20 protein-coding genes are annotated in these 21,509 nt (G+C 65.7%); 10 read left to right on the top strand and 10 right to left on the bottom strand.

Features of this window, described 5'->3' with window-relative positions:
• The first annotated feature begins 120 nt into the window (after positions 1-120).
• Positions 121-759 (top strand): carbonic anhydrase, encoded by a 639-nt coding sequence (locus tag F812_RS0109590; RefSeq protein ID WP_020085756.1) that lies wholly within the window; start codon positions 121-123, stop codon positions 757-759.
• A 114-nt stretch (positions 760-873) separates the two neighbouring features.
• Here F812_RS0109590 and F812_RS0109585 read toward each other — a convergent pair whose 3' ends face one another.
• The 5 genes from F812_RS0109585 to ccmA all read right to left on the bottom strand — a co-directional run bounded on the left by F812_RS0109585 (position 874) and on the right by ccmA (position 3,882).
• Entirely contained in the window at positions 874-1,476 is a 603-nt protein-coding gene (locus tag F812_RS0109585; protein WP_020085755.1) for a DsbE family thiol:disulfide interchange protein, read from the bottom strand.
• A complete protein-coding gene (ccmD, locus tag F812_RS0109580) occupies positions 1,473-1,661 on the bottom strand; it encodes a heme exporter protein CcmD (protein ID WP_020085754.1) in 189 nt (62 codons plus the stop codon). Before ccmD ends, F812_RS0109585 begins: the two co-directional genes overlap by 4 nt.
• 6 nt (positions 1,662-1,667) lie before the next feature.
• Positions 1,668-2,420, bottom strand: coding sequence for a heme ABC transporter permease (locus F812_RS0109575; RefSeq protein WP_051113808.1), 753 nt, complete (start codon positions 2,418-2,420; stop codon positions 1,668-1,670).
• A 128-nt stretch (positions 2,421-2,548) separates the two neighbouring features.
• The gene (gene ccmB / locus F812_RS0109570; RefSeq protein WP_020085752.1) at positions 2,549-3,217 is read right to left on the bottom strand and encodes a heme exporter protein CcmB; all 669 of its coding nucleotides are present in this window, start codon (positions 3,215-3,217) and stop codon (positions 2,549-2,551) included.
• A complete protein-coding gene (gene ccmA / locus F812_RS23355) occupies positions 3,214-3,882 on the bottom strand; it encodes a heme ABC exporter ATP-binding protein CcmA (protein WP_051113794.1) in 669 nt (222 codons plus the stop codon). The genes ccmB and ccmA overlap by 4 nt, the downstream gene beginning before the upstream one ends.
• 246 nt (positions 3,883-4,128) lie before the next feature.
• On the opposite strand from ccmA, the gene acnA reads away from it, so the two are divergent.
• On the top strand, positions 4,129-6,858 hold the full coding sequence (acnA, locus tag F812_RS0109560; RefSeq protein ID WP_020085750.1) for an aconitate hydratase AcnA: 2,730 nt from the start codon (positions 4,129-4,131) through the stop codon (positions 6,856-6,858).
• A gap of 344 nt (positions 6,859-7,202) precedes the next feature.
• A complete protein-coding gene (locus F812_RS0109555; protein WP_245257659.1) occupies positions 7,203-7,982 on the top strand; it encodes a DUF1223 domain-containing protein in 780 nt (259 codons plus the stop codon).
• A gap of 10 nt (positions 7,983-7,992) precedes the next feature.
• On the opposite strand, the gene F812_RS0109550 is transcribed toward F812_RS0109555, so the two are convergent.
• From F812_RS0109550 to F812_RS0109540, 3 genes are all read right to left on the bottom strand, one after another.
• Positions 7,993-8,706, bottom strand: a complete 714-nt coding sequence (locus F812_RS0109550; RefSeq protein WP_020085748.1) for an extensin-like domain-containing protein — start codon at positions 8,704-8,706, stop codon at positions 7,993-7,995.
• Positions 8,707-8,822: 116 nt separating this feature from the next.
• Positions 8,823-10,037: a vWA domain-containing protein gene (locus F812_RS0109545; RefSeq protein WP_020085747.1), complete on the bottom strand. Its 1,215-nt coding sequence runs from the start codon at positions 10,035-10,037 to the stop codon at positions 8,823-8,825.
• A 257-nt stretch (positions 10,038-10,294) separates the two neighbouring features.
• On the bottom strand, positions 10,295-10,531 hold the full coding sequence (locus tag F812_RS0109540; protein ID WP_020085746.1) for a DUF1674 domain-containing protein: 237 nt from the start codon (positions 10,529-10,531) through the stop codon (positions 10,295-10,297).
• Positions 10,532-10,701: 170 nt separating this feature from the next.
• On the opposite strand from F812_RS0109540, the gene htpX reads away from it, so the two are divergent.
• The 5 genes from htpX to F812_RS25420 all read left to right on the top strand — a co-directional run bounded on the left by htpX (position 10,702) and on the right by F812_RS25420 (position 17,242).
• Positions 10,702-11,673: a zinc metalloprotease HtpX gene (htpX, locus tag F812_RS0109535; RefSeq protein ID WP_020085745.1), complete on the top strand. Its 972-nt coding sequence runs from the start codon at positions 10,702-10,704 to the stop codon at positions 11,671-11,673.
• 101 nt (positions 11,674-11,774) lie between these two features.
• A complete protein-coding gene (locus tag F812_RS0109530) occupies positions 11,775-13,190 on the top strand; it encodes an RsmB/NOP family class I SAM-dependent RNA methyltransferase (RefSeq protein WP_020085744.1) in 1,416 nt (471 codons plus the stop codon).
• Positions 13,191-13,309: 119 nt separating this feature from the next.
• Positions 13,310-15,025, top strand: coding sequence for a heparinase II/III family protein (locus tag F812_RS0109525; RefSeq protein WP_020085743.1), 1,716 nt, complete (start codon positions 13,310-13,312; stop codon positions 15,023-15,025).
• A 96-nt stretch (positions 15,026-15,121) separates the two neighbouring features.
• Entirely contained in the window at positions 15,122-16,705 is a 1,584-nt protein-coding gene (purH, locus tag F812_RS0109520; RefSeq protein WP_020085742.1) for a bifunctional phosphoribosylaminoimidazolecarboxamide formyltransferase/IMP cyclohydrolase, read from the top strand.
• Positions 16,706-16,711: 6 nt separating this feature from the next.
• Positions 16,712-17,242 (top strand): GNAT family N-acetyltransferase, encoded by a 531-nt coding sequence (locus F812_RS25420; protein WP_198011168.1) that lies wholly within the window; start codon positions 16,712-16,714, stop codon positions 17,240-17,242.
• On the opposite strand, the gene F812_RS0109510 is transcribed toward F812_RS25420, so the two are convergent.
• On the bottom strand, positions 17,223-18,671 hold the full coding sequence (locus F812_RS0109510; RefSeq protein ID WP_020085740.1) for an MFS transporter: 1,449 nt from the start codon (positions 18,669-18,671) through the stop codon (positions 17,223-17,225). The genes F812_RS25420 and F812_RS0109510 overlap by 20 nt on opposite strands.
• A 239-nt stretch (positions 18,672-18,910) precedes the next feature.
• Here F812_RS0109510 and F812_RS0109505 point away from each other — a divergent pair, with 239 nt between their 5' ends.
• Together F812_RS0109505 and F812_RS0109500 are read left to right on the top strand one after the other, a co-directional pair.
• Positions 18,911-19,843: a DUF2865 domain-containing protein gene (locus tag F812_RS0109505; RefSeq protein ID WP_156827347.1), complete on the top strand. Its 933-nt coding sequence runs from the start codon at positions 18,911-18,913 to the stop codon at positions 19,841-19,843.
• A 129-nt stretch (positions 19,844-19,972) separates the two neighbouring features.
• Positions 19,973-20,899: a DUF2865 domain-containing protein gene (locus tag F812_RS0109500; RefSeq protein WP_083929142.1), complete on the top strand. Its 927-nt coding sequence runs from the start codon at positions 19,973-19,975 to the stop codon at positions 20,897-20,899.
• A 22-nt stretch (positions 20,900-20,921) separates the two neighbouring features.
• Here F812_RS0109500 and thpR read toward each other — a convergent pair whose 3' ends face one another.
• Positions 20,922-21,491 carry an RNA 2',3'-cyclic phosphodiesterase gene (gene thpR, locus F812_RS0109495; protein WP_020085738.1) on the bottom strand — a complete coding sequence of 190 codons (570 nt, stop codon included), beginning with the start codon at positions 21,489-21,491 and terminating at the stop codon, positions 20,922-20,924.
• Between the last annotated feature and the right edge of the window lie 18 nt (positions 21,492-21,509).

The following is a 21,509-nucleotide window of genomic DNA, read 5'->3' as shown; positions in this document are numbered from 1 at the left end:
CAATGTCGCGTGCGTCCGCTGTTGGAGTAGAAACTGACCGATATCTGAGGTGTTGTGAGGCAGACACGCCCGGCCCTCGTATCGTAATTTCCCAGGCACTTCATTTTGAGGCGAACCCGAATGTCGAGCTTCCCAGAACAACTGACCGACCGTTACCGCCGCTTCAAGCACCGCCATTTCGTTCCGAACGCGGATCACTACGAAGAGCTCGCGACATACGGGCAGGACCCGGAGGTGATGATCATCTCCTGCTGCGATAGCCGTGTCGATCCGGAAACCGTGTTCAGCGCCATGCCGGGCGAGTTGTTCGTTGTGCGCAACGTCGCCAACCTGGTGCCCCCGTACGAGACGGGCGGCAAGTTCCACGGCGTGAGCGCGGCCATCGAGTTCGCAGTCATGAACCTGCGCATCAAGCACCTCGTGGTGATGGGCCACTCGGGATGCGGCGGCGTGAAGACCGCGCTCGATCAGAGCGCCGCGATCCAGACCGAGGCCAAGTTCATCTCGCGCTGGATGTCGATGCTGGACGAGGCGCGTCTGCACGTCGTGTCCGCTCACCAGATGGCCCCGCAGGCCGAGAAGCTGAGGCTGCTTGAGCACGAAGGCATCAAGACCTCGATCGCGAACCTCCGCACCTTCCCCTTCGTCAAGCAGGTGGAGGACAAGGGCCGTCTGTCGCTGCACGGCGCGTACTTCGACATCGCGACGGGCACGCTGAGCGTTCTCAACCACTCCCGCGGCGAGTTCTTTCCCGTCTAGTGAGTGCGGGGCTGATCGTCAGCTGATTTCTCGAGATCCCGGCAAACGCCGGGATCTTTTTTTGGCGATTGATCCGGCTCGAAAAAGCGTCGCCCGGCCTGGAAGGCCAGCCCGCTACTTTTGCACTGCGACCGCGCGCGCCTTCTCGATGGCGGGCAGCAGGGTCTTTTCGAGGCTATCCGGCGAGATCGGCCCCACGTGCTTGTAGGCGATCTTGCCCTCGCCGTTGATGACGAAGGTTTCCGGCATGCCGTACACGCCCCACTCGATGGCGTTGCGCCCCGTGCGATCCGTGCCCACCGCCGTGAACGGATTGCCGTAGCGGCCGAGGAAGCGCCGGCCGGCTTCTGCCTGGTCCTTGTGGTTCACGCCATAGATGTCGACCCCGGAGCGTTTCCGGAGCTCGATCAGCAGCGGATGCTCCTCGATGCACGGCACGCACCACGAGGCCCAGAAGTTGACGACCGAGACCTTGCCCTTGGCGAGGTCGGCGGCGTGGAAGCCGGGCACGGGCGCGCCGTTCGACAGCAACCCTTCGAGCGGCGGGAACTCCGTTTGCGGCACAGGACGGCCGATGAGCGCTGACGGCAGCTTGCTGGGATCGCCCGAGGTGAGCGCGAACGCGAACAGAGCCGCGATCGCCACGAAAATGAGCAGCGGAACCATCACCCAGCCGCGGCTTTTGCGCTCGGGGGGCGTGCTGGTTTCCGTGCTCATGAGGTCTTCTGTCCCTGATTTGCGGTTCTGTCGGAGCGGCGCTTGAGACCGCGCCGGTCTGCATCGGCGAGCGCCTTGGCCTGCCGCCAGCCGTCGAGCAGCGTCCACCCGATGAGGAGGCCGATGATCGCGGCGAATGCGGCATAGGACGCCCAGATGAAGGCTGCGTGCGGGCCGAGATCCATGACGCTCTACTCCACCCGTTCCGAGAACGCCCGGTCGCCGCGCTCGATCTCCGCGAGACGCAGCGTCTTCACGCGTCGCCGTAGGATCTCATTCTGCATGCCTTTGAGATGCAGCGCGATGAAGAGCAGCGTGAACCCGATGGCCGAGAGCAGGAGCGGGGTGCGCATGCTGGGATCGACCGAGCTCGTGAAGCCGGTAGAGGGCTGGTGCAGCGTGTTCCACCAGTCGACGGAGAACTTGATGATCGGCAGGATGGCGACGCCGACCAGGGCCAGCACGGCCGTGAGCTTGCCCGCCAGCGCCTCGTCCTCGAGCGATGAGCGCAGCGCGATAAGCCCGAGATAGAGGAAGAAGAGGATCAGCACGGAGGTGAGCCGCGCGTCCCACACCCAATAGGTGCCCCACATCGGCTTGCCCCAGAGCGAGCCGGTGATCAGCGCGGCGAGGGTGAATGCGGCTCCGATCGGCGCTGCGGCCTTGGCCGACACGTCCGCGAGGGGGTGGCGGAACACCAGGAGCCCGAAGCTCGACAGTGCGATGATCGAATAGCCCATCAGCGCGAGCCAGGCCGAAGGAACGTGGATGTACATGATCTTGACGGTCTCGCCCTGCTGGTAGTCGGGCGGCGCGACGAAGAAGACGAGATACATCGCATACGCGATGAACAGAGCTGCGCCAGCCGCGATCCAAGGCAGGATCGCGCGCGAAAGCTCCATGAAGCGGGTCGGGTTTGCGAGACGCTGAGTGAGTGTTTGCATGGATTTCATCTAAAGCGCTTCCAGAAAACTGGAAACCGGTATTCCGCTCCAGGGCGCGTTAAACAAAGGTAAGGTTCACGGCCACTGATCCCTTAGGGGCGCTAGCCAAGCGCAGCATTGACGCAGGATTACGACATTTGCAGCCGTAATGCCGCAGCCGAGGCGAGCGGCGCCGCTGCCACCGATGCGACCGAGATCGCGAGCAGGATCAGCAGGGAGGCACTGAGCCCATCCTGGCCGAGACTTGCGAACCCTATGGCGGAAATGCCGAAAATGAGGGTCGGGATGTAGAGCGGCAGTACCAGCAGCGCGAGCAGCAGCCCCCCGCGCCGTGCCTTGAGCGTGAGCGCGGCGCCCACGCTGCCCAGGAAGCTGATCGCGGGCGTGCCGGCCAGCATGGTGCCCACGAGCGCCGGCGTAAGCGTGATGTCGAGGTTGAGCATCAGACCCAGCACAGGCGCCATGAGCGCCAGCGGAATCCCCGTCGAGATCCAGTGCGCGAGCGCCTTGGCTGCCACGGCCAGCTCCAGCGGAAGCGGCGCGGTGGCCATCACTTCGAGCGAGCCGTCCTCGTGGTCGGCTTCGAACATGCGCGGCAGCGACAGCAGCGCGGCGAGCAGCAGCGCGATCCAAAGCACGCCCGGCGCGATGCGCGAGAGCAGCTTGAGGTCGGGGCCGAGGCCGAGTGGCAGCATGGCCACCACCACGAGATAGAAGCCGAGTGCGGTGCCGAGCGCCGATCCTTCGCGAACGGCCAGCGTGAGGTCGCGCTTGAGAAGCGCCCAGAAGCCCGTCATGGCGCGCCGCCCCCCGAGAGAGTGTCGCCGGGCGCCGCGCCCGTCGAAGGTGCAGGCCCGAGGCGCAGATATGTCGGATCCTCGAGCCCGAGCGGCAGGTGCGTCGCCGCGATGACGAGGCCGTTGTTGGCGAGGTGCTTGCGGATGAGCTTGGCGAGCAAGTCCGTCGAAGCGGCATCGAGCGAGACAGTCGGCTCGTCGAGCAGCCAGATCGGCCGGTGCGCCACGCTGAGCCGGGCAAGTCCGAGCCGGCGCTTTTGTCCCGCGGAGAGAAGACCCGCTGGGTAGTCGGCGAGCTGAGAGAGACCGAAGTGAGAAAGCGCGTCGTGAACCCGGTCCTCGATCGGCGTGCTTTCCCGGGCACCGAGATACTCCGCCCAGAACACGAGATTCTGCTCTGCCGTGAGATTGGCCTTGATGCCGGTTAAATGACCGACGTAGTGGCAGGCCTCCGCCACATCCTGATCGGTGAACTCGGCATTGAGGGAAATCGTCCCCGCCGCTGGCGTGATGAAACCCGCGAGCGTGCGGATCAGCGTCGTCTTTCCCGCTCCGTTCGGCCCCACGAGCAGCAACGCTTCGCCTGCTTTCGCGGTGAACGACAACGCCGAGATGACGGTTCGCGTCCCACGTTCCACAGTCAGATTGTCAGCATGAAGAAACAAGCGATCGACCCAGCTCGAGCCCGCGCGAATGGGCCTGCGACATAGAGGATTTGCAAAATTAACAAGCACGGCTGTGCTGGTTCTAGACTTTAGTCGCCTATATAATTGGCTTGCTTCGCGCTTCGCTACTGCAAAAAATGCATCCGGTCCGCCCGCGTCCTGCTGGGCACGTCCCGCCAAGCGTAACGCGGCCAGAAATTTCTCGTTTCGGTCCGCTCGAAACATCCCGCCTCAAGGAGAAGAAACGTGAGCGCTTCCACGACTGCCAACTCTGCGCCGGTTTCCCTGGACAGCTTCAAATGCCGCAAGACGCTGTCCGTCGATGGCAAGCCATACGTCTACTATTCGCTTCCCGAGGCGGAGAAGAACGGCCTCGCGGGCATTTCGAAGCTCCCCTATTCGATGAAAGTTCTGCTCGAGAATCTGCTTCGTCATGAGGACGGCCGCTCGGTGACGAAAGCCGACATCGTCGCGGTGTCCGAATGGCTGGTGAACAAGGGCAAGGCCGAGAAGGAGATTGGGTTCAGGCCCGCGCGCGTGCTGATGCAGGATTTCACCGGCGTGCCCGCCGTCGTCGATCTGGCCGCAATGCGCGATGGCATGCTGACGCTCGGCGGCGACGCCAAGAAGATCAATCCGCTTGTGCCCGTCGATCTCGTCATCGATCACTCGGTCATCGTCGACGCTTTCGGCAATGCCGACGCGTTCGAGAAGAACGTCGAGCTCGAGTATGACCGCAACGGCGAGCGCTATCTCTTCCTCAAGTGGGGCCAGGGCGCGTTCGCGAATTTCCGCGTCGTGCCGCCGGGCACCGGCATCTGCCATCAGGTGAACCTTGAGTATCTGGCGCAGACGGTCTGGACTGCAACGACGGATTCGGGCGAGACGCTCGCCTATCCCGATACCCTCGTCGGCACCGACAGCCACACCACCATGGTCAACGGTCTTGCGGTTCTTGGATGGGGCGTCGGCGGCATCGAAGCCGAGGCTGCCATGCTGGGCCAGCCGCAGTCGATGCTGATCCCCGAGGTGATCGGTTTCCGCCTGGTCGGCGCGCTCAAGGAAGGTGTCACGGCAACCGATCTCGTGCTCACCGTCACGCAGATGCTGCGCAAGAAAGGCGTGGTGAACAAGTTCGTAGAGTTCTACGGACCGGGCCTCGACCACCTGACCCTCGCCGATCGCGCGACCATCGCCAACATGGCGCCCGAGTATGGCGCCACCTGTGGCTTCTTCCCGGTAGACGGCGAGACGCTCAACTATCTCACCATCTCGGGCCGCGACCCGGCGCGCATCGCGCTCGTCGACGCCTACACGAAGGCGCAGGGCCTCTTCCGCACCAAGGACGCCGGAGATCCCGTCTTCACCGATACGCTGGAGCTCGATCTCGCGACCGTCGGCCCGTCTCTGGCCGGTCCCAAGCGTCCCGAGGGCCGCATCGCGCTGCCCGACGTCAAGTCCGGTTTCGCGACGGCCCTTGAAAGCGAGTACAAGAAGCCCGGCGAAGGGGCGAAGCGCGTGCCCGTAGAAGGCCGCGACTTCGATCTCGGCCACGGCGACGTCGTAATCGCCGCCATCACGAGCTGCACCAACACGTCGAACCCGTCCGTGCTCATCGCCGCGGGTCTGCTCGCGCGCAATGCCGTCGCCAAGGGCCTCACCTCGAAGCCCTGGGTCAAGACCTCGCTCGCGCCTGGAAGCCAGATCGTCGCCGCCTATCTCGAGAAGGCGGGCCTGCAGACGTATCTCGACAAGATCGGCTTCAACCTCGTCGGCTTCGGCTGCACCACCTGCATCGGTAACTCCGGCCCGCTTCCCGCCGAGATCTCGAAGGCGATCAACGAAAACGGCCTCGTCGCCGCCGCCGTGCTCTCGGGCAACCGCAACTTCGAAGGCCGCGTGAGCCCCGACGTGCAGGCCAACTATCTGGCGTCTCCGCCGCTGGTCGTGGCCTATGCGCTCGCAGGCACCGTGGCGCGCGATCTCTCGACCGAGCCGCTCGGCACGGGCAGCGATGGCAAGCCTGTCTACCTGAAGGACATCTGGCCGACGAACCAGGAGGTCCAGAAGTTCATCGCGGAGAATATCTCGCGCGACCTCTTCAAGTCGAAGTACGCGGACGTATTTCACGGCGACGATCGCTGGCGCACCATCAAGGCGGGCGCCGGTCTCACCTACGGCTGGGACGACAAGTCCACGTATGTGCAGAACCCGCCCTACTTCAAAGGCATCACCAAGTCCCCCCGTCCCATCACCGACCTCGAAGGCGCACGCGTGCTCGCGCTGTTCGGTGACAAGATCACGACCGACCACATCTCGCCGGCCGGCTCCATCAAGGCCGCCTCTCCCGCGGGCAAGTATCTGCTCGAGGAAGGCGTGAAGCCCGCCGACTTCAATCAGTACGGCACCCGCCGCGGCAACCATGAAGTGATGATGCGCGGCACCTTCGCCAACATCCGCATCAAGAACTTCATGGTGAAGGACGAGGCCGGAAACGTCGTCGAGGGCGGCTACACCATCCACCATCCCTCGGGCGAGAAGCTCGCGATCTACGACGCGGCGCAGCGCTATGCCGCCGAAGGCGTGCCGCTCGTCGTGTTTGCAGGCGTGGAGTACGGCAACGGCTCCTCGCGTGACTGGGCGGCCAAGGGCACCAACCTGCTTGGCGTGAAGGCGGTCGTCGCCCAGTCGTTTGAGCGCATCCATCGCTCGAACCTCGTCGGCATGGGCATCATCCCGTTCGTGTTCGAGCCGGGCACCACGTGGCAGACGCTCGGCCTCGACGGCAGCGAGACGGTGACGCTGAAGGGTCTCGCGAGCCTCAAGCCGCGCCAGATCGTGGAAGCCCAGATCACCCGCAAGGATGGCTCTAAGCTCGCCGTGCCGCTCGTCTGCCGGATCGATACTTTGGACGAGATCGAGTACTACAAGAACGGCGGCATTCTTCAGTACGTGCTCCGCAACCTGGCAGCATAGGCGCGCTGCCCGAACCGACACCAATCAGCCCGAGGCAATCATGATCTTTTTTTCATGATCGCCTCGGCCGCGTCTGTCAGATGTCGGAATTTATCTTTTCGCCAAAGGCTTAGGGCTCCATTGCGCACGGGCGTATGTTGATCCCTCTCGGGGATCGCACACCCTGGACCATCGGCCCGTCAGATCTTATCAATCTAGGGAAGGCGCGGATGTGCGCCTTGGACCCTGATCGCCTGAGACCGGTTCGGCTCATGGCGGGAATCGCGGTTTTAAGCTCCAGGTCCGCACACCGCACTTAGGCACGGCGGACGACGGTACGCGCTCGGATCATGCAAAAGGACACCGTGTCGAGAGCCCTACGTTTTGCGCGCCGCTTGGCGCTCATGGCCGCGACCGTGCTGTTGGCGCCCGTGCTCGCCAACGCCGAGACCGAGCAGATGCCGGAGATGGTGCAGCGAAGCGGTCCGCCGCGCGCTGTCATCGAAATGTTCACGAGCCAGGGCTGCTCCGATTGCCCGGCGGCCGACGCCCTGCTCAAACAATATCTCGATCAGCAGAATATCGTCGGCCTGTCGCTGCCCATCGACTACTGGGACTACCTCGGCTGGAAGGACACGCTTGCCGGCCCGCGCAATGCCGAGCGCCAGCGCGAGTACGCGAAACGCTTCGGTATTGGCACCGTCTACACGCCGCAGGCTGTGGTGAACGGCGCCGCCGAGGTGCTGGGCTCGAGCCAGTCGGAGATCGACCGTGCGGTGCGAGCCACTGAGACGGCCCTGTCCAGCAGCCGCGTGCCCGTGCATTTCTGGCACTACGGCTCCAACATCATCATCGAAGCAGGCGCCGCGCCTGCCGGATCAGAGCCGAAGGAGGCCACCATATGGCTGGCCGTGGTGCAGAAGTCGGCGCAGGTGTCGGTGCGGGGCGGCGAGAACAACGGCAAGACGCTGACCTACTACAACGTCGTGCGCGAGCTGACCCCCGTCGGGCTGTGGAACGGCCGGCCCGCCACCATCCGCCTCGCCCGCGCCGCCATCATGCGCCCCGAGACCGAGGATCTGATCGTGCTGATCCAGGAAGCGAGCACCGGCCCCATTATCGGCGCTGCCCGCCTCGGAGACTGATCCCGGCGGCCTAGCGGCACGTCCACATCAGGCCGCGGTCGAAATGGAAATGATTGTTGTGCGCGGCGTTGAAGTCCGGACCCAGCGAGACGCGGAAATACTTGCACGCCCGCCTGTGCACCTTGCGCAGGAACTCGCTTTCCTTGCCCGATCCCTTCCAGTCCTTGAGCAGGCTGATCGACCGGCCATCGGCGAGCGTGAAGCCTGAGATGTCGATGGCGTTCGCGGTGGCGTGCTGACTGCGCACGCCCTTCCAGAACGGATTGCCGACGATATTGCGGCAGCCGTAAGTCCCCATGTCGCCGAGGCGCACCACCTCTTGCCCGAACATCTCTTTCGCGAGCGGCTGCACCTCGTGCTCCACCCAGAGCGTCAGCGCCGCCGCCATCTCGCACGTGAGAGGCTCGACGCCGATCTTCGCGCCGCCCGTGGTGGTGAAACGCACCGCGTTCTCCCACCCGCAGCCGTCCTTCATGGGACGATCCGGTATCTGCGTCGCGTCGATGTGCGGCTCCTTGAGCACAGCGTTGCACAGCACGGGATCGAACCGCAGCGCTGAGAGCTTGGGGTCGACAAAGAACGACGGCGGATTTTCGAGTGAGATCGGGCTGAACGGGCTCAGCCGTTGCGGGATGAGACCGAACCAGAAGCCGCCCACGACGGCGACGGCCAGAAAGAGCAGCAGCAGGAGCTTCGAGAATAGACGTCGTGGCTTTCTTCGCATCCGTCCCCCTGCACCCGCGAGTGCTGCCGGCTCCCCAATCCCGGCGCTACCCTAAAGCCTCGCGGGCTGGGCAGCAACGCGGCCGAGATGAAGAGCGGGAGCGGTGCGGGCGGACGTTATTGCGTGAGATGCAGATCCGTCAGGCTGCGGCCCACCGATTGGAAGGCCATTTTGAGCGCATCGCCGTCGGAAGCGGAGAAGTAGTGGTTGGCGGAGGTGGCGCATTCGCTGAGAAGCTTTTCGGCCGTGCGTCCCGCCATGAAGCCCACCGCGTAGACCACGACGCCTTGCGCTTTCATGTTCGTGCAGAGCGCGCGCGCCTGGGCCGACGAGCTGCCGTTCGCCGCGACGTACTCGGTGTTGAACTCGCCGTCTGTCATGAGGAGAACGGCCTTGATCGTCGTCTTGGGATCGTAGGCCGCGGGCTTGCTGGCCGACGGCCAGACGCCGCTCCAGCGCGGAGAAAGGAGATACCAGCCCCACGCCGTGCCGATGTGGCCCGCCGTGTTTCCGTTCGGACGCAGCGCCGCGATCTGCGATTTCAGCGTCGCCTTCCTGTCGGTCAGCGCCTGCACCGTCGCGGACGGGCATTCGACGTCCTTGTTGTAGCCGAGGTAGGCTCCGGTGCCGGGTGCGCTTTCGCTGAAGCGAGCAGAGCCGCTGCGCTCGAACACGCAGCCCGTGCCGCTCGAGCGGCCGGTCACGGTTTTGAAATAGCTGCCCGCGTTGAGGCTCGCCGCGTAAGGCGCAAGCCCGATGCGCACCTTGCCGGGACGACCTTCGTCTGGAAGCATCAGCTCGACGAGATCGGCGGCGGCCGTGCGCAGATCTGCAATCTTGGACGACGGGCTTCCCATCGAGCCGGTCACGTCGAGCACCAGGGCCAGCTCGATGTCGCGCTGGGACGAGATCGTTTCGGCCATAGCCGGCACCTCGATGGTGTCGAAGCCGGCGACACGCGTGAGCGTCATCGGGACGTTCGCCGATGCATCGACCCGCACTTTGCCGGATTGCCTGTCGATGGAGACGGCGAAATCGGTCACGTCGCCGAACGCCATGCCGTCGCCGATGTTCTCCTTGAAGTAGGTTTCCGCGAGCGCCTTGAGCTCGCCATCCGTACGTGTGCCCTCGCCGAGCGCGCGCCCGGCAGCAAGCGCGGCAGCGTCCGCCGCCGAGATCAGCGTCGAGCGCGCATGGAGCGTGCGTCCGTAGTCCACCGCGATGCCGGCCGCGAACACCAGCACCACGAGCATCATCGAGAAGATGACGGCGACGCTGCCTTGTTCGTCGCCCTTGAAGCTTCTTGTTTTTTCAATCAGCCATCCGCGCATCGGTGTGTCTCTCGTTGAGCCAGTCCAAATTTTCTTGGGATGGCTCGTGCAACCGAGGTGCCGGAAATGCGGGCGTGCGCGTCTGGTCCGGGCGCGTCTGCAGACCCGGTTAAAGGAGTGTTAACAGGAAGAAAAAGTTAGGTTATGCAGTGCGTTGGAATACAGCCATCCGCGCAGGGGAAATCTCAGAGGCTTACGATGCCTCTCCATGCCAGCGATCATTTCGGGACAGGCGGAGGGACGCGGCCGATCGGGGCTCAGAAATCGCTGATGATCCCGCCCTTTTCCCAGTCGCCGTAGCGCGTGGGCTCCGGGCCATCCCGGCCGCCGACTTCGGGACGCTTGGCGTTGCTTTGGGCCGCCTCTTCGGCCGCCTCCCGCCGCTCCGCCGCCTCCTGAAGCGCCCGCTGCGCTTCCGGCGACAATGTCCGCTTTGGCACGGATTCGGCCGAAACCTCGGGATCTGTCGGGAGCTTGTCGATCGGCGTCGTCATTGCGCAAATAGGACCCTTGTCGTCGGGACGGAGCGAGGAGAGGGATTCTGGTCTCGCGCCAGACCCCTTCCTATATAGCAGTCTCGAAAGATCGCGCGAGGCGCTTGAACGACCGGGCCTCGAACGTGAAGCTTAAAGGAGGCCTGCCTTCGGGCGGGATGGAGTGACGGATGCCGATGAACTACGCCAAGACAGCTTTTCTGCTCGCTGCGCTGACGGCCATTTTCGTGGCCATGGGCGCGGCTGTCGGTGGTCAGCAGGGCATGGTCATTGCGTTCTTCGTGGCGCTGGCCATGAACCTGTTCAGCCTCTGGAACTCGGACACGATGGTGCTCAAGATGTTCCAGGCCCAGGAGGTGGACGAACGCACAGCACCTGAATATTACGGCCTCGTGCGGGACTTGGCGCGCCGCGCGGAGCTGCCCATGCCGCGCGTTTTCATCATGCACAATCCGCAGCCGAATGCTTTCGCGACCGGGCGCAGCCCGCAGCGAGCGGCCGTCGCCGCGTCCTCGGGCCTTCTCGAAACGCTGAACCGCGAGGAGATCGCGGGCGTCATCGCGCACGAGCTGGCGCACATCAAGAACCGCGACACGTTGACGATGACCGTCGCCGCCACCATCGGCGGCGCCATCTCGATGCTCGCCCAGTATCTTCAGTTCGGCATGTTGTTCGGCGGAAACCGCGACGAGCGCGGCGGTGGCGTGGGAATGATCGGCGCCATCCTCGCCATGCTGGTCGCGCCTTTCGCCGCCATGCTCGTGCAGATGGCGATCAGCCGCTCGCGTGAGTACAGCGCCGACCGCATGGGCGCTCTCATCTGCGGCAACCCGCGCTGGCTCTCGTCCGCTCTCTTCAAGATCCACAACGCCGCGCAGCGCATCCCCAACGAGGAGGCGGAGCAGGTGCCGGCCGCAGCCCACATGTTCATTATCAATCCGCTGACCGGCCAGGGGATGGACAACCTGTTCTCGACCCATCCCAACACCGAGAACCGCATCGCGGCCTTAGAGGCGCTGGCGCAGGAAATGATGCGCAGCGGCGTCAACCTCGGTGGGCCGGACGTATCGCCGGGCGGCTCGGGCCCCTGGTCGGACCCGTCGCGCGGAGCGGGCAGCTCTACGCGCGGACCCTGGGGTTAGCCGGGTCGCGGCGACGCGGTGCTTGACGGGCTTCTCCGCTCCGGCCAAGGAAGCCGGAGCGGATGCTATGGCGTCCAGCCCAACCCCGGTGAAAAGCTCCGATGACGTCTCCGCGCCGCCCTGACGCAAAGCGCCCCCGCCATTCCGGCGCGCGCGGTTCTGTCGTCGCAGGCAAATCCGGCAAGCAACCTTCCAGCCCCCGTCCGCGCCCTGCGGGCTATGCCACGCGCGCGCTTGCCGTCGCCTGCCTCGGGGCGATCCTCGATCGCGGCCGCGCCCTCGACGATGCGTTCGAGGCGGCCTCCGAGCGCGCCGGTCCGCTGGAGCCACGCGATCGCGCGCTGGCGCGTCTGATCGTGATGACGGTGCTGCGCCGAAAGGGCGAGTTGCAGGCCGTCGTCTCCTCATTTCTGGAAAAGCCGTTGCCTGCCGACAGCGGTCGCCTGTGGCCCATCCTTCTCTCGGCCGCCGCGCAGCTTTTGCTGCTCGATACGCCGCCCCACGCCGCCATCAGTCTCGCCGTCGATCAATGCCGGGACGACCACAAGGCGCGGCGCTTCGACCGCCTGACCAACGCCGTTCTTCGCCGCGTCTCGACGTTGGGGAAGGATGTGCTGGCCAAGCTTGATCCCGTCACCGTGAACATGCCGCCGTGGCTGCTCGCCCGCTGGACCGAGACCTATGGTGAGGCGCAGGCGCGCGACATCGCTGCCGCCTCGCTCCAGGAAGCCGCGCTCGATCTTTCGGTGAAATCGGATCCGGCATCCTGGGCCGAGCGGCTCGGCGGAGAAGTCCTGCCGAACGGAACGGTGCGGCTTCAGCGCGGAGGCCGCATCGAGGATATCGAGGGCTACGCCGAAGGTGCCTGGTGGGTGCAGGATGCGGCAGCCTCCCTGCCCGCGCGCCTCCTCGGCGACGTCGCCGGCCTTCACGTCGCGGACCTCTGCGCGGCGCCCGGCGGCAAGACGGCGCAGCTCGCCGCTGCCGGTGCTCTGGTGACAGCCGTCGACAACGTGCCGGCGCGCCTCGAGCGCCTTGCTGAGAACCTCGCCCGCCTGGACCTCAAGGCCGAGCGGGTGGAGGCCGACATCACCGCATGGGCGCCAGGGCGCCAGTTCGACGCCGTGCTGCTCGATGCGCCGTGCAGCGCCACCGGAACCATCCGCCGCCATCCGGACATCCTGCATCTGAAGCGCAAGGACGACACATCGGACCGCGTCGCCCTTCAACAACGCTTGCTGGAGCACGCCGCGCATCTGGTGCGTCCCGGCGGACTGCTCGTCTTCTGCACGTGTTCTCTGGAGCCCGAGGAAGGGCCTGCGCAGATCGCCCGCTTCCTGTCTTTGAACAGCGATTTTTCGAGGGTGCCTGTCGCCGCCGGAGAGGCCGGAATTGAGGGCGCTTGGCTCACGCCTGAAGGCGACCTGCGCACGCTTCCGTGCCATCTGCCACGCGCCGAGCCTGGTCTGTCCGGGCTGGATGGATTTTATGCCGCGCGCCTTAGAAAGCAGCTTTGAGACCCCATAAGTAAACCGGGCTGATTGAGCAGGCGATCCGGCGTGCTACCATCCGCCAGCGGGGCTTGCCGTTTGGCGGCCCCATTCGTTCGGCCGGTGTACGCGGCCCGAGGGAGAGAATGGCGCGCCTCAAGTTCTCAGAGCGGATCAGGATCACGCATCTGGCCGCAGACCGGCTGAGGCGAGGCGCCATCTCGTCGGTGCTCTATTCGCCGCCGTTCCGCTGGCAGTTCGGCGCATCGGCGGCCGAGCAGCTTCTCATCGTTCCGCAGGATCTGAGAACCGCCGATCCGAGCTTCTGGGACGAGGTCGAGATCGGCCAGTTCGGATTAGCGGGCGCCGTCGCGCTTGCCGACGACGTCTCGCCGTTCGACGTCATCCCGCCGAGCGAAGCCTGGGAGTGCGAGCTGCACGGCTTCGGATGGCTTCGTCACTTGGCGGCGGCCGCGCGTCCCGAGGCGCGCGAGACGGCGCGCCTGCTCGCCGCGGAATGGGCGATGCGCCATCGGGGCAACAGTGGCGGCGGCCTCGCCTGGGAGCCTCACGTCACCGGGCGGCGTCTCATCTCGTGGATTTCTCACTCGGCGCTTCTGCTGGAGGACGCGGACGCCGAGACGTATGAGATCATCACCGAAAGTCTCGGCGTCCAGCTCGTGCGCCTTGCCGCGAGCTGGCGCAACAGCCCGAGCGGATACCCGCGCCTCCTCTCGCTGCTGTCGCTTCTGCTCGCGCAGCTCTGCATCTCGGGTCATGAAGGTCAGGTGGCCGAGACGGAGAAACTGTTCGTGCAGGAGCTCGACCGGCAGATCCTCTCCGACGGCGGGCACATCGGCCGCAATCCAGGCGTGCTCGTGGAGCTGATGCTGGATCTCCTGCCGCTGAACCAGTGCTTCGCGGCCCGCAGCCGCACCGCGCCGCCGGAGCTCGCCGCCACGCTGAAGGCGATGCTGGCGATGCTGAAATACATGCGGCTCGGCGACGGCATGCTCGCGCGCTTCAACGGCATGGGCGTCGCCTCGCCCGCCGGTCTCGCGACCGTGCTCGTCTACGACGACAACCCCGGCACCATTCCGGTGCAGGCACCTGCCTCGAAGTATTTGAGGCTGGAGCGCGGCCCATCCATTCTGATCATGGACGCGGGGGAGCCGCCTCCGCTCGAGGCCGCGGCCGAGGCCCACGCCGGCTGTCTCTCGTTCGAGATGAGCGTGGGAACCGAGCTGATGCTCGTCAACGGAGGCGCACCGGGCTCGGCCAGTGCGGAATGGCGGGCGGCGTCCCGTGCGACGGCGAGCCACAACACGCTTTGCCTCGGCGAGAAGTCTTCCTCCAAGCTGGTGCGCCACAAGACGCTCGAGGATTTGGTGGGCGGACCGCCCATCCGCTTTCCTGAAGATGTGCCCTATCGCGTCGAGGAGCACGACGGCAGCCTGGAGATCGCCGCCAGCCATGACGGCTATGTGCGCCGGTTCGGTCTCATCCACCACCGCACGCTGGCCTTGAGCGCAACCGGCCGCCGCCTGCTGGGCATCGACCGCATAGCGGGAAAAAGCGGCACCATGCGCCTCCGGCAGGACGTGCCGTTCGCCATCCACTTCCACCTCTATCCGGGCATCCGCTGCTGGCGCGACGATAACCCTAACATCGCCATCATCACGCTCCCGAGCGGCGATACCTGGTGGTTCAGCCTCGAAGGCGCCCGTCTCGCGATCGAGGAGAGCACCTATTTCGCGGATTCCGCCGGGCCGAGGCGGGCGCTGCAGATCGTCGCCCGCGGCGCCACGTTCGGGGAAACCGAAGTGCGCTGGGTATTCGAAGGCCAGGAAAAATCGGTATAAGTCACGTTTTCAGCGCGGAATTTCTAGCCGATGCTCGTGGGAAGCCTTATCAGGCTCGCGAACACCGCCTAACGCTCAGAGGACACGTCGCGACCGATGAAAGATCCCAATCCCAGAATCCGCCGGGCCCTGATTTCGCTCTCCGACAAGACTGGGCTTGAGCAGCTCGCCCACGCGCTCGCGGAGCGCAACGTGGAGCTGATCTCGACGGGCGGCACGGCGGCCAAGCTGAAGGGCGCGGGCTTTGCGGTGTCCGACGTGGCGGACGTCACCGGGTTTCCTGAAATTCTGGACGGCCGCGTGAAGACGCTGCACCCGAAGATCCACGGCGGACTGCTGGCCGTGCGCGGCAACGCTGAGCACATCAGCGCGGCTGAGGAGCACAAGATCGAGCCCATCGACCTCTTGATCGTGAACCTCTATCCGTTCGAGTCAACGGTGGCGAGCGGCGCCTCCTTCGTCGATTGCGTCGAGAACATCGACATCGGCGGCCCCGCCATGATCCGTGCGGCGGCAAAGAACCACGCGTCCGTAACGGTGATCGTCGATCAGGCGGATTTCGAGCCCTTGCTCGCGGAAATGTCGGCCAACGCAGGACGCACCACGCCCGAGTTCCGCAAGCGCCTCGCCGCCAAGGCCTATGCCCGCACTGCGGCTTATGACGCCGCCATCAGCAATTGGCTGGGCGCCGTCGCGGACAGCGCGGACGGTTCGGCCAAGGGCTTTCCGCCGACCTACACCACGCAGTACAAGAAGGCGCTCGACATGCGCTACGGCGAGAACCCGCATCAGCGGGGCGCGTTCTACGTCAGCCCCAACGCCGAAAGCGGAACCGTCGCCAGCGCGCGCCAGCTTCTCGGCAAGGAGCTCTCCTACAACAACGTCGCCGACAGCGAAGCAGCGCTCGAATGTGTGAAGTCGTTCACCGACCGGCCCGCGTGTGTAATCGTGAAGCACGCCAATCCGTGCGGCGTGGCTGAGTCCGATTCGCTCGAAGCAGCCTACGATCGGGCTTATCGCACCGATCCCGAATCCGCATTCGGCGGCATCATCGCCTTCAATCGCGAGCTGGATGGCGCGACCGCGAGCAAGATCGTCGAGCGCCAGTTCGTCGAGGTGATCCTCGCACCCTCCGTGACCGACGAGGCGAAGGAGGCGGTGGCCGCCAAGAAGAACGTGCGCCTGCTCGTGACCGGCGCATGGCCGCTCGTCGCCTCCCAGCGTCTGGAAGCGCGCACGGTGGCGGGCGGGCTGCTCGTGCAGGAGGCCGATCTCGCGCTCTATGAGCGGTTGCACGTCGCGACCAAGCGACATCCAACCTCTGCCGAGATGGCCGATCTCGTCTTTGCCTGGAAGGTCGCCAAGTTCGTCAAATCCAATGCCATCGTCTACGCCAAGGATGGCGCGACCGTCGGCATCGGCGCCGGCCAGATGAGCCGCGTAAACTCCTCGCGCATCGCCGGCATCAAGGCGGAGATGGCGGGGCTGGACGTCAAAGGTTCGGCCGTCGCGTCAGATGCTTTCTTCCCGTTTGCGGATGGCCTGCTGGCTGCGGCAGAGGCGGGCGCGACCGCCGTCATCCAGCCCGGCGGCTCCATGCGCGACGACGAGGTGATCCGCGCCGCGGACGAAAAGGGCCTCGCCATGGTGCTCACCGGCATGCGCCACTTCAGGCACTAGATCGATTTGACGGATGCGCCTCGCATAACCTTGAGACCGGCGACACGCGCCGACTTCGGCCTCATCCGCCGTTGGCTGGGGCGGCCGGACATTCAGGAGTGGTGGGGGCCGGTCTCGGCCACGGAGGCCGAGGTCAACATGGCGCTGGCCTCGGACCATGCGATCTGCCGCGTGATCGAGGCGGACGGCGAACCGGTGGGCTATGCCCACGCCGTCGATGCCACCTTGTGGGGCGACAATCTTCCGGAGGATCTGGAGCCCGGCACCTGGGATCTCGATCTCTTCGTTGCGGCGGAGGAGCATCGCGGCAAGGGCGTGGGGCAGGTTGCGCTCGCCATGCTGCGCGACGAGGTGTTCGCCACAACGCTCGCGGTTGCCGTCTGCGTGTTTCCCTCCGTCAAGAACGAGCGCGCCGTGCGAGCCTATGAGAAGGCGGGCTTTCGATGGCAGCGCGTCTGGCACGATCCGCAGATGGGGCCGTCCTGGTTCATGGTCTCGAAGCGAAACGAATCCGGCGCTAAGGGTTCTGGCTCCTGACGCTTCGCACCGGGATCATCAGCAGCAGGCCCGCGATCAGGAACACCGCGATCGAAGCCATGCCGATGCGCTGGTCGCCGGTCGCCTGCGTCACTGCCGCGACCATCAGCGGAGCCATGAACGCGGTGACCTTCCCGGAGAACGCGAACAGGCCGAAATACTGCGTGATCTTGTCGGGCGGCGCGAGGCGCGCGAGCAAGGCGCGGCTTGCCGCCTGAACCGGAGCGGCGACCAGGCCGACCAGCACCGCGAAGGCGAGGAACACCAATTCTCCGGAAGACGAGAACGGCTTCGATCCGGGGAGCTTGGCCGTCACCTCGTTGACGTAGAGAACGTGCGTCGCATCGACCGAAAGGATGCCCAACGCGCCGACGAGCAGCAGCAGAAGCGAGCCGATGATCACGGCCTTCGAGCCGATACGATCGTCCAGAACGCCTCCGATCAGCGCGCCGAACACGCCGGTGAGGGTCAGCACGATGCCGAACAGGCCAAGCTCGAGCGCACCCCATCCGAACACCGCAGCGCCGTAGATGCCGCCGAAGGCGAAAATCGCCGCGAGCCCGTCTGTGTACAGCATGCGCGCGATGAGGAAGAGCAGCATGTCGCGGTTCGAGGGCAGCGCGCGGATCGTGGCGAACAGCTCGGCGAGTGGCGGACGGCTGCTGGCCGTGCCAGGGGGGCGCTTGCTGTCGGGCACGAACAGGAAGAACGGGATCATGAAGAGCGCGTACCAGATCGCGGAGAACGGCCCCACCAGCCGGTCGCCTTCGCGGGTGGCCGTGTCGAGCGTCAAGACCGGCTCGAGCCCCAGCAGTGTCCGCCCGCTCGTAGGCTCGGCCACGATCAGCCCGGCCATGATCGCGAGGCTGACGAGCCCGCCCGCATAACCGACCGCCCATCCCGTGCCCGAAAGCCGGCCGAGCTGATCGGGAGGCACCAGGCTCGGCATCATAGAGTTGGTGAAGACGGTCGTGAACTCAGCCATGGCCGTCGCCACGACGAAGGCGGCGAGAATGAGAAACACCGTCGAGCTGTCCGCTCCGGGAACGGCGTTCCAGAGAGTGGCGAGGCCTGCCACGAACAGGATCGAGAAAGCCGCGATCCAGGGCTTTCGGCGCCCGCCGCCGTCAGCTACGGCGCCGAGGAACGGGCTGCCCAACGCGATGAGCACGCCGGCCGTTGCGGCCGCGTAGCCCCAGAGCGCCTGACCCTCGGCCGGATTGGCCGCCACCACGTTCGCGAAGTAGGGCGCGAACAGGAAGGTGAGCACCAGCGTGTAATAGGGTTGAGCCGCCCAATCGAACAGCACCCAGGAAACGAGCGCCCGGCGTGGTGCCGCGGCGCGCGGCCCCGTGGTCTCAGCGGTCTCCTGCACGGTCGGCCCCCCAATTGCCCGGCCGGTTGCGAAGCGCGCGCCCGCAATCGGCATCCCTCCCGCTCTATAAACCAAACGAGCCCCGTTCGCGCGCATTCCGTGGCGCCGTTAACGTTCATCTACCTCGGAAGCCTGCCTGTTCAACATGTTGGCGAAGTTGTGTTTGCGAGGGATGGGCTAATCCGTTAAGCCAGAATTAAGGCTCCGCCGGATCGTGGCGGAGCGCCGTTTCCGCGTTCACTTGGTCAGGCCCGCCCGTGTTGTTTGTCCGTTTTCTGTGTCTCGCCGGCCTGTTGGCCTTTGTCACCGTCGCCGCCTCCACAGGGGAGAAGCGTCCCGCCTCTCTGCATTCGGAGGTGCTGGGCTCCGGCGACAGCCTCGCAGATCTCATTTCCGGCACCTACGCTCGCCCGGAGGAGCAGCGCGGCAAGGCCAAGGTTCAGCCCGCCGCAATCCGCAAGACCGCGAAGCGTGCAGGCTCGGGCTGCGGCAAGAACGGCAGCGGCTGTATGAGCCAGCGCCCCAAGCAGCGCAATCTCGAAGCGGGTTACCGCACGCTTTGCGTCCGTCTGTGCGACGGCTACTATTATCCCATCAGCGCCGCGGCCCAGCCGGGCGAGTTCGGCCGCGACGAGGCGACGTGCCGCGCAAGCTGCTCCTCGCCCGCAAAGCTCTTCGTCTACAAGAACAAGGATGGCGCGCCCGAGACCATGACTGGCCTCGACGGCATGCCCTACGAGCAGCTCGCGACCGCGTTCCAGTATCGCGTCTCCTACGACTCGGCCTGCACGTGCAGTGCGAGCCCCTGGACGGATGCGTCCGCCCACCGCCACCGCCTCTATGCGTTGGAGCAAGGGGCCGCGCATGAAAATCCGGCTGAGAAGATCGAGCGGGAGTGGCTCGCCTCCATCGTGACCGACGAGGAAAAACGCACGCGGGCCCGCACCGGCGCCGATCTCGTCGCCATGAGCGCGGCAGGCGCGCGGGCTTCCGTCGAGATGGCGCAGCAAGGCGCCACGCGCAAAGCCGCTGCGGTCCGCACGCCTGTGGTCCGGGCGTCCCGCGAGAAGGAGGCGCGCCGCGTCGTCGCGATGCGCACCACGCCGTCGATGACCCGCTCGCTGCGCAGCGGTGCCGCTCTCGCAGCGACGCGCAAGGCACGCGTCGCGGTGCGTCCGGCCCCGATCCGCCTTTCCGAGAACCGTGTGGTGCTCGTCCAGCGGTAATCCTTCGTTCATGGATAGCGTTCGCGCATAAAACGGAACCGGCGTTCAGCAAAAATTTGCCCTCTTCGTCCATGCTTCCCGAAGTCGGGTGTGCGTAGAGGGGTGGCCTGCAAGGCCCCCGTGTGTGAAATGCGGTGTGCGGTTGCGTTCGTGGGGGTTCTGGCCGGATTTTGCGCGCTGAGCAGCGCGGAGACGGAGGCAGCCGGCCCATCCCTTTTCGATAAAGTCTTCAGTGGGAGGAGCGATGCGTCCCCACTCGAAGCCTCGATCCTCGCGCGCCCCACGCCCTCACTTCGAAACCTCAATCGGGCCTACAGCCCCGTGCGCGCCTATTCGCCCTGGCTTCAGGCGAACGAGCCCACGGCGTCCGCGGCCCTGTCGAACGTGCGGACCGTCTGCGTGCGGATGTGTGACGGATACTATTGGCCCGTGAGCGAGGTGGCCGATCAGACCCAGGTGGCCCAGGACGCGGCCGCCTGTGCGTCGAGCTGCCGGTCGGAGGCCCGCCTGTTCACGCTGCCACGCGGCAGCGAGGACATTGCCGCCATGACCGACCTGAGAGGCCGCGCATATGGGCAGCTCGAGAACGCCTTCGCCTATCGCAAATCGCTGAAGAACGGCTGCGGGTGCCAGGCATCCCCCTGGTCAGGAGAGACACAGGCGCGGCACGCCAGCTACGCGGCGGCCGAGGCCTTGAGAAAATCGCGCCTCGCAGGACTGACTTCCCCGCCACCCGCGCTCGAAACGCTGCTCGCGGAGATCGAGAACGAGCCGTCGCGTCCCGGCCGCTTGGTCGAGACCGCCATCGAGCCCGAACCGCACGGCATTGCCATGGCTCCCGCGATCGAGCCGGTAGCGATGCAGACGGAAACGCGCGTCGCCCTCACCTCGGCGACAATGAGCCCGCCGCCGGTGGCATCGGCGTTCCCGAATGACGAGCAGGCCGCGCCCCCCGTGATGGCCAAGACGCGAGCCCGTCGCGCTCAAGGCCCGCTGCGTGCGCAACGCCGCGTGGCCGCCCCGAAGCCCGCCGGACGCGGGCTCTTTGCATGGTGATGCCAGCGAAGCGCCGGGTGCCTCACATCTCGCCCGCCCATTGGCTCTCGTAGTCGGCTCCGCGCAGTGTGAAAGCGTCTTCCACCACGTAAGGCCCGCCGCCCACCTTGGGCCGCGAGGAGAACAGCACGAACCGCTCCACAGAGAACGGCACGCTGCGATAAGCGCCGAGCTGCTCCAGCACGCGCGCCACGGCTTCCGGCCGCGTGCCCTTGAGCCGCGCCAGCGTCACGTGCGGTTTGAAGCTGTGCTTCTCGGGCGGCAAGCCCGCGCTTCGAGCGGCACGCTCGTTGGCACGCGCCAGTGCGTCGAGCCAGGGATTGTCCTCAATGCCCGCCCAAAGCGTTCGCGGCTGCTGCCCGCCGAAGGCGCCGAAACCCGAAAGCCGTATCTCGAACGCCGGCTCGTCGATGGCGGACAGCGCGGCATGAAACTCGGCTGCGGTGAGGTTGTCGACGTCGCCTGCGAACCGCAACGTGATGTGCATGTCCTCGGGCTCGATCCAGCGCGCCCCCGCAAGGGGTGTCGCGAAGTCCGCAAGTTGGTCCGAGAGCGCGGGCGGCAGCTCGAGGCCGGTGAAGAGGCGGGGCATGGCGGTGTCCGGTAATTG

Source organism: Hyphomicrobium zavarzinii ATCC 27496 (assembly GCF_000383415.1).
In the GTDB taxonomy this organism is placed as follows: Bacteria; Pseudomonadota; Alphaproteobacteria; order Rhizobiales; family Hyphomicrobiaceae; genus Hyphomicrobium_C; species Hyphomicrobium_C zavarzinii.
This window is presented reverse-complemented; position numbering and strand designations above follow the sequence as displayed.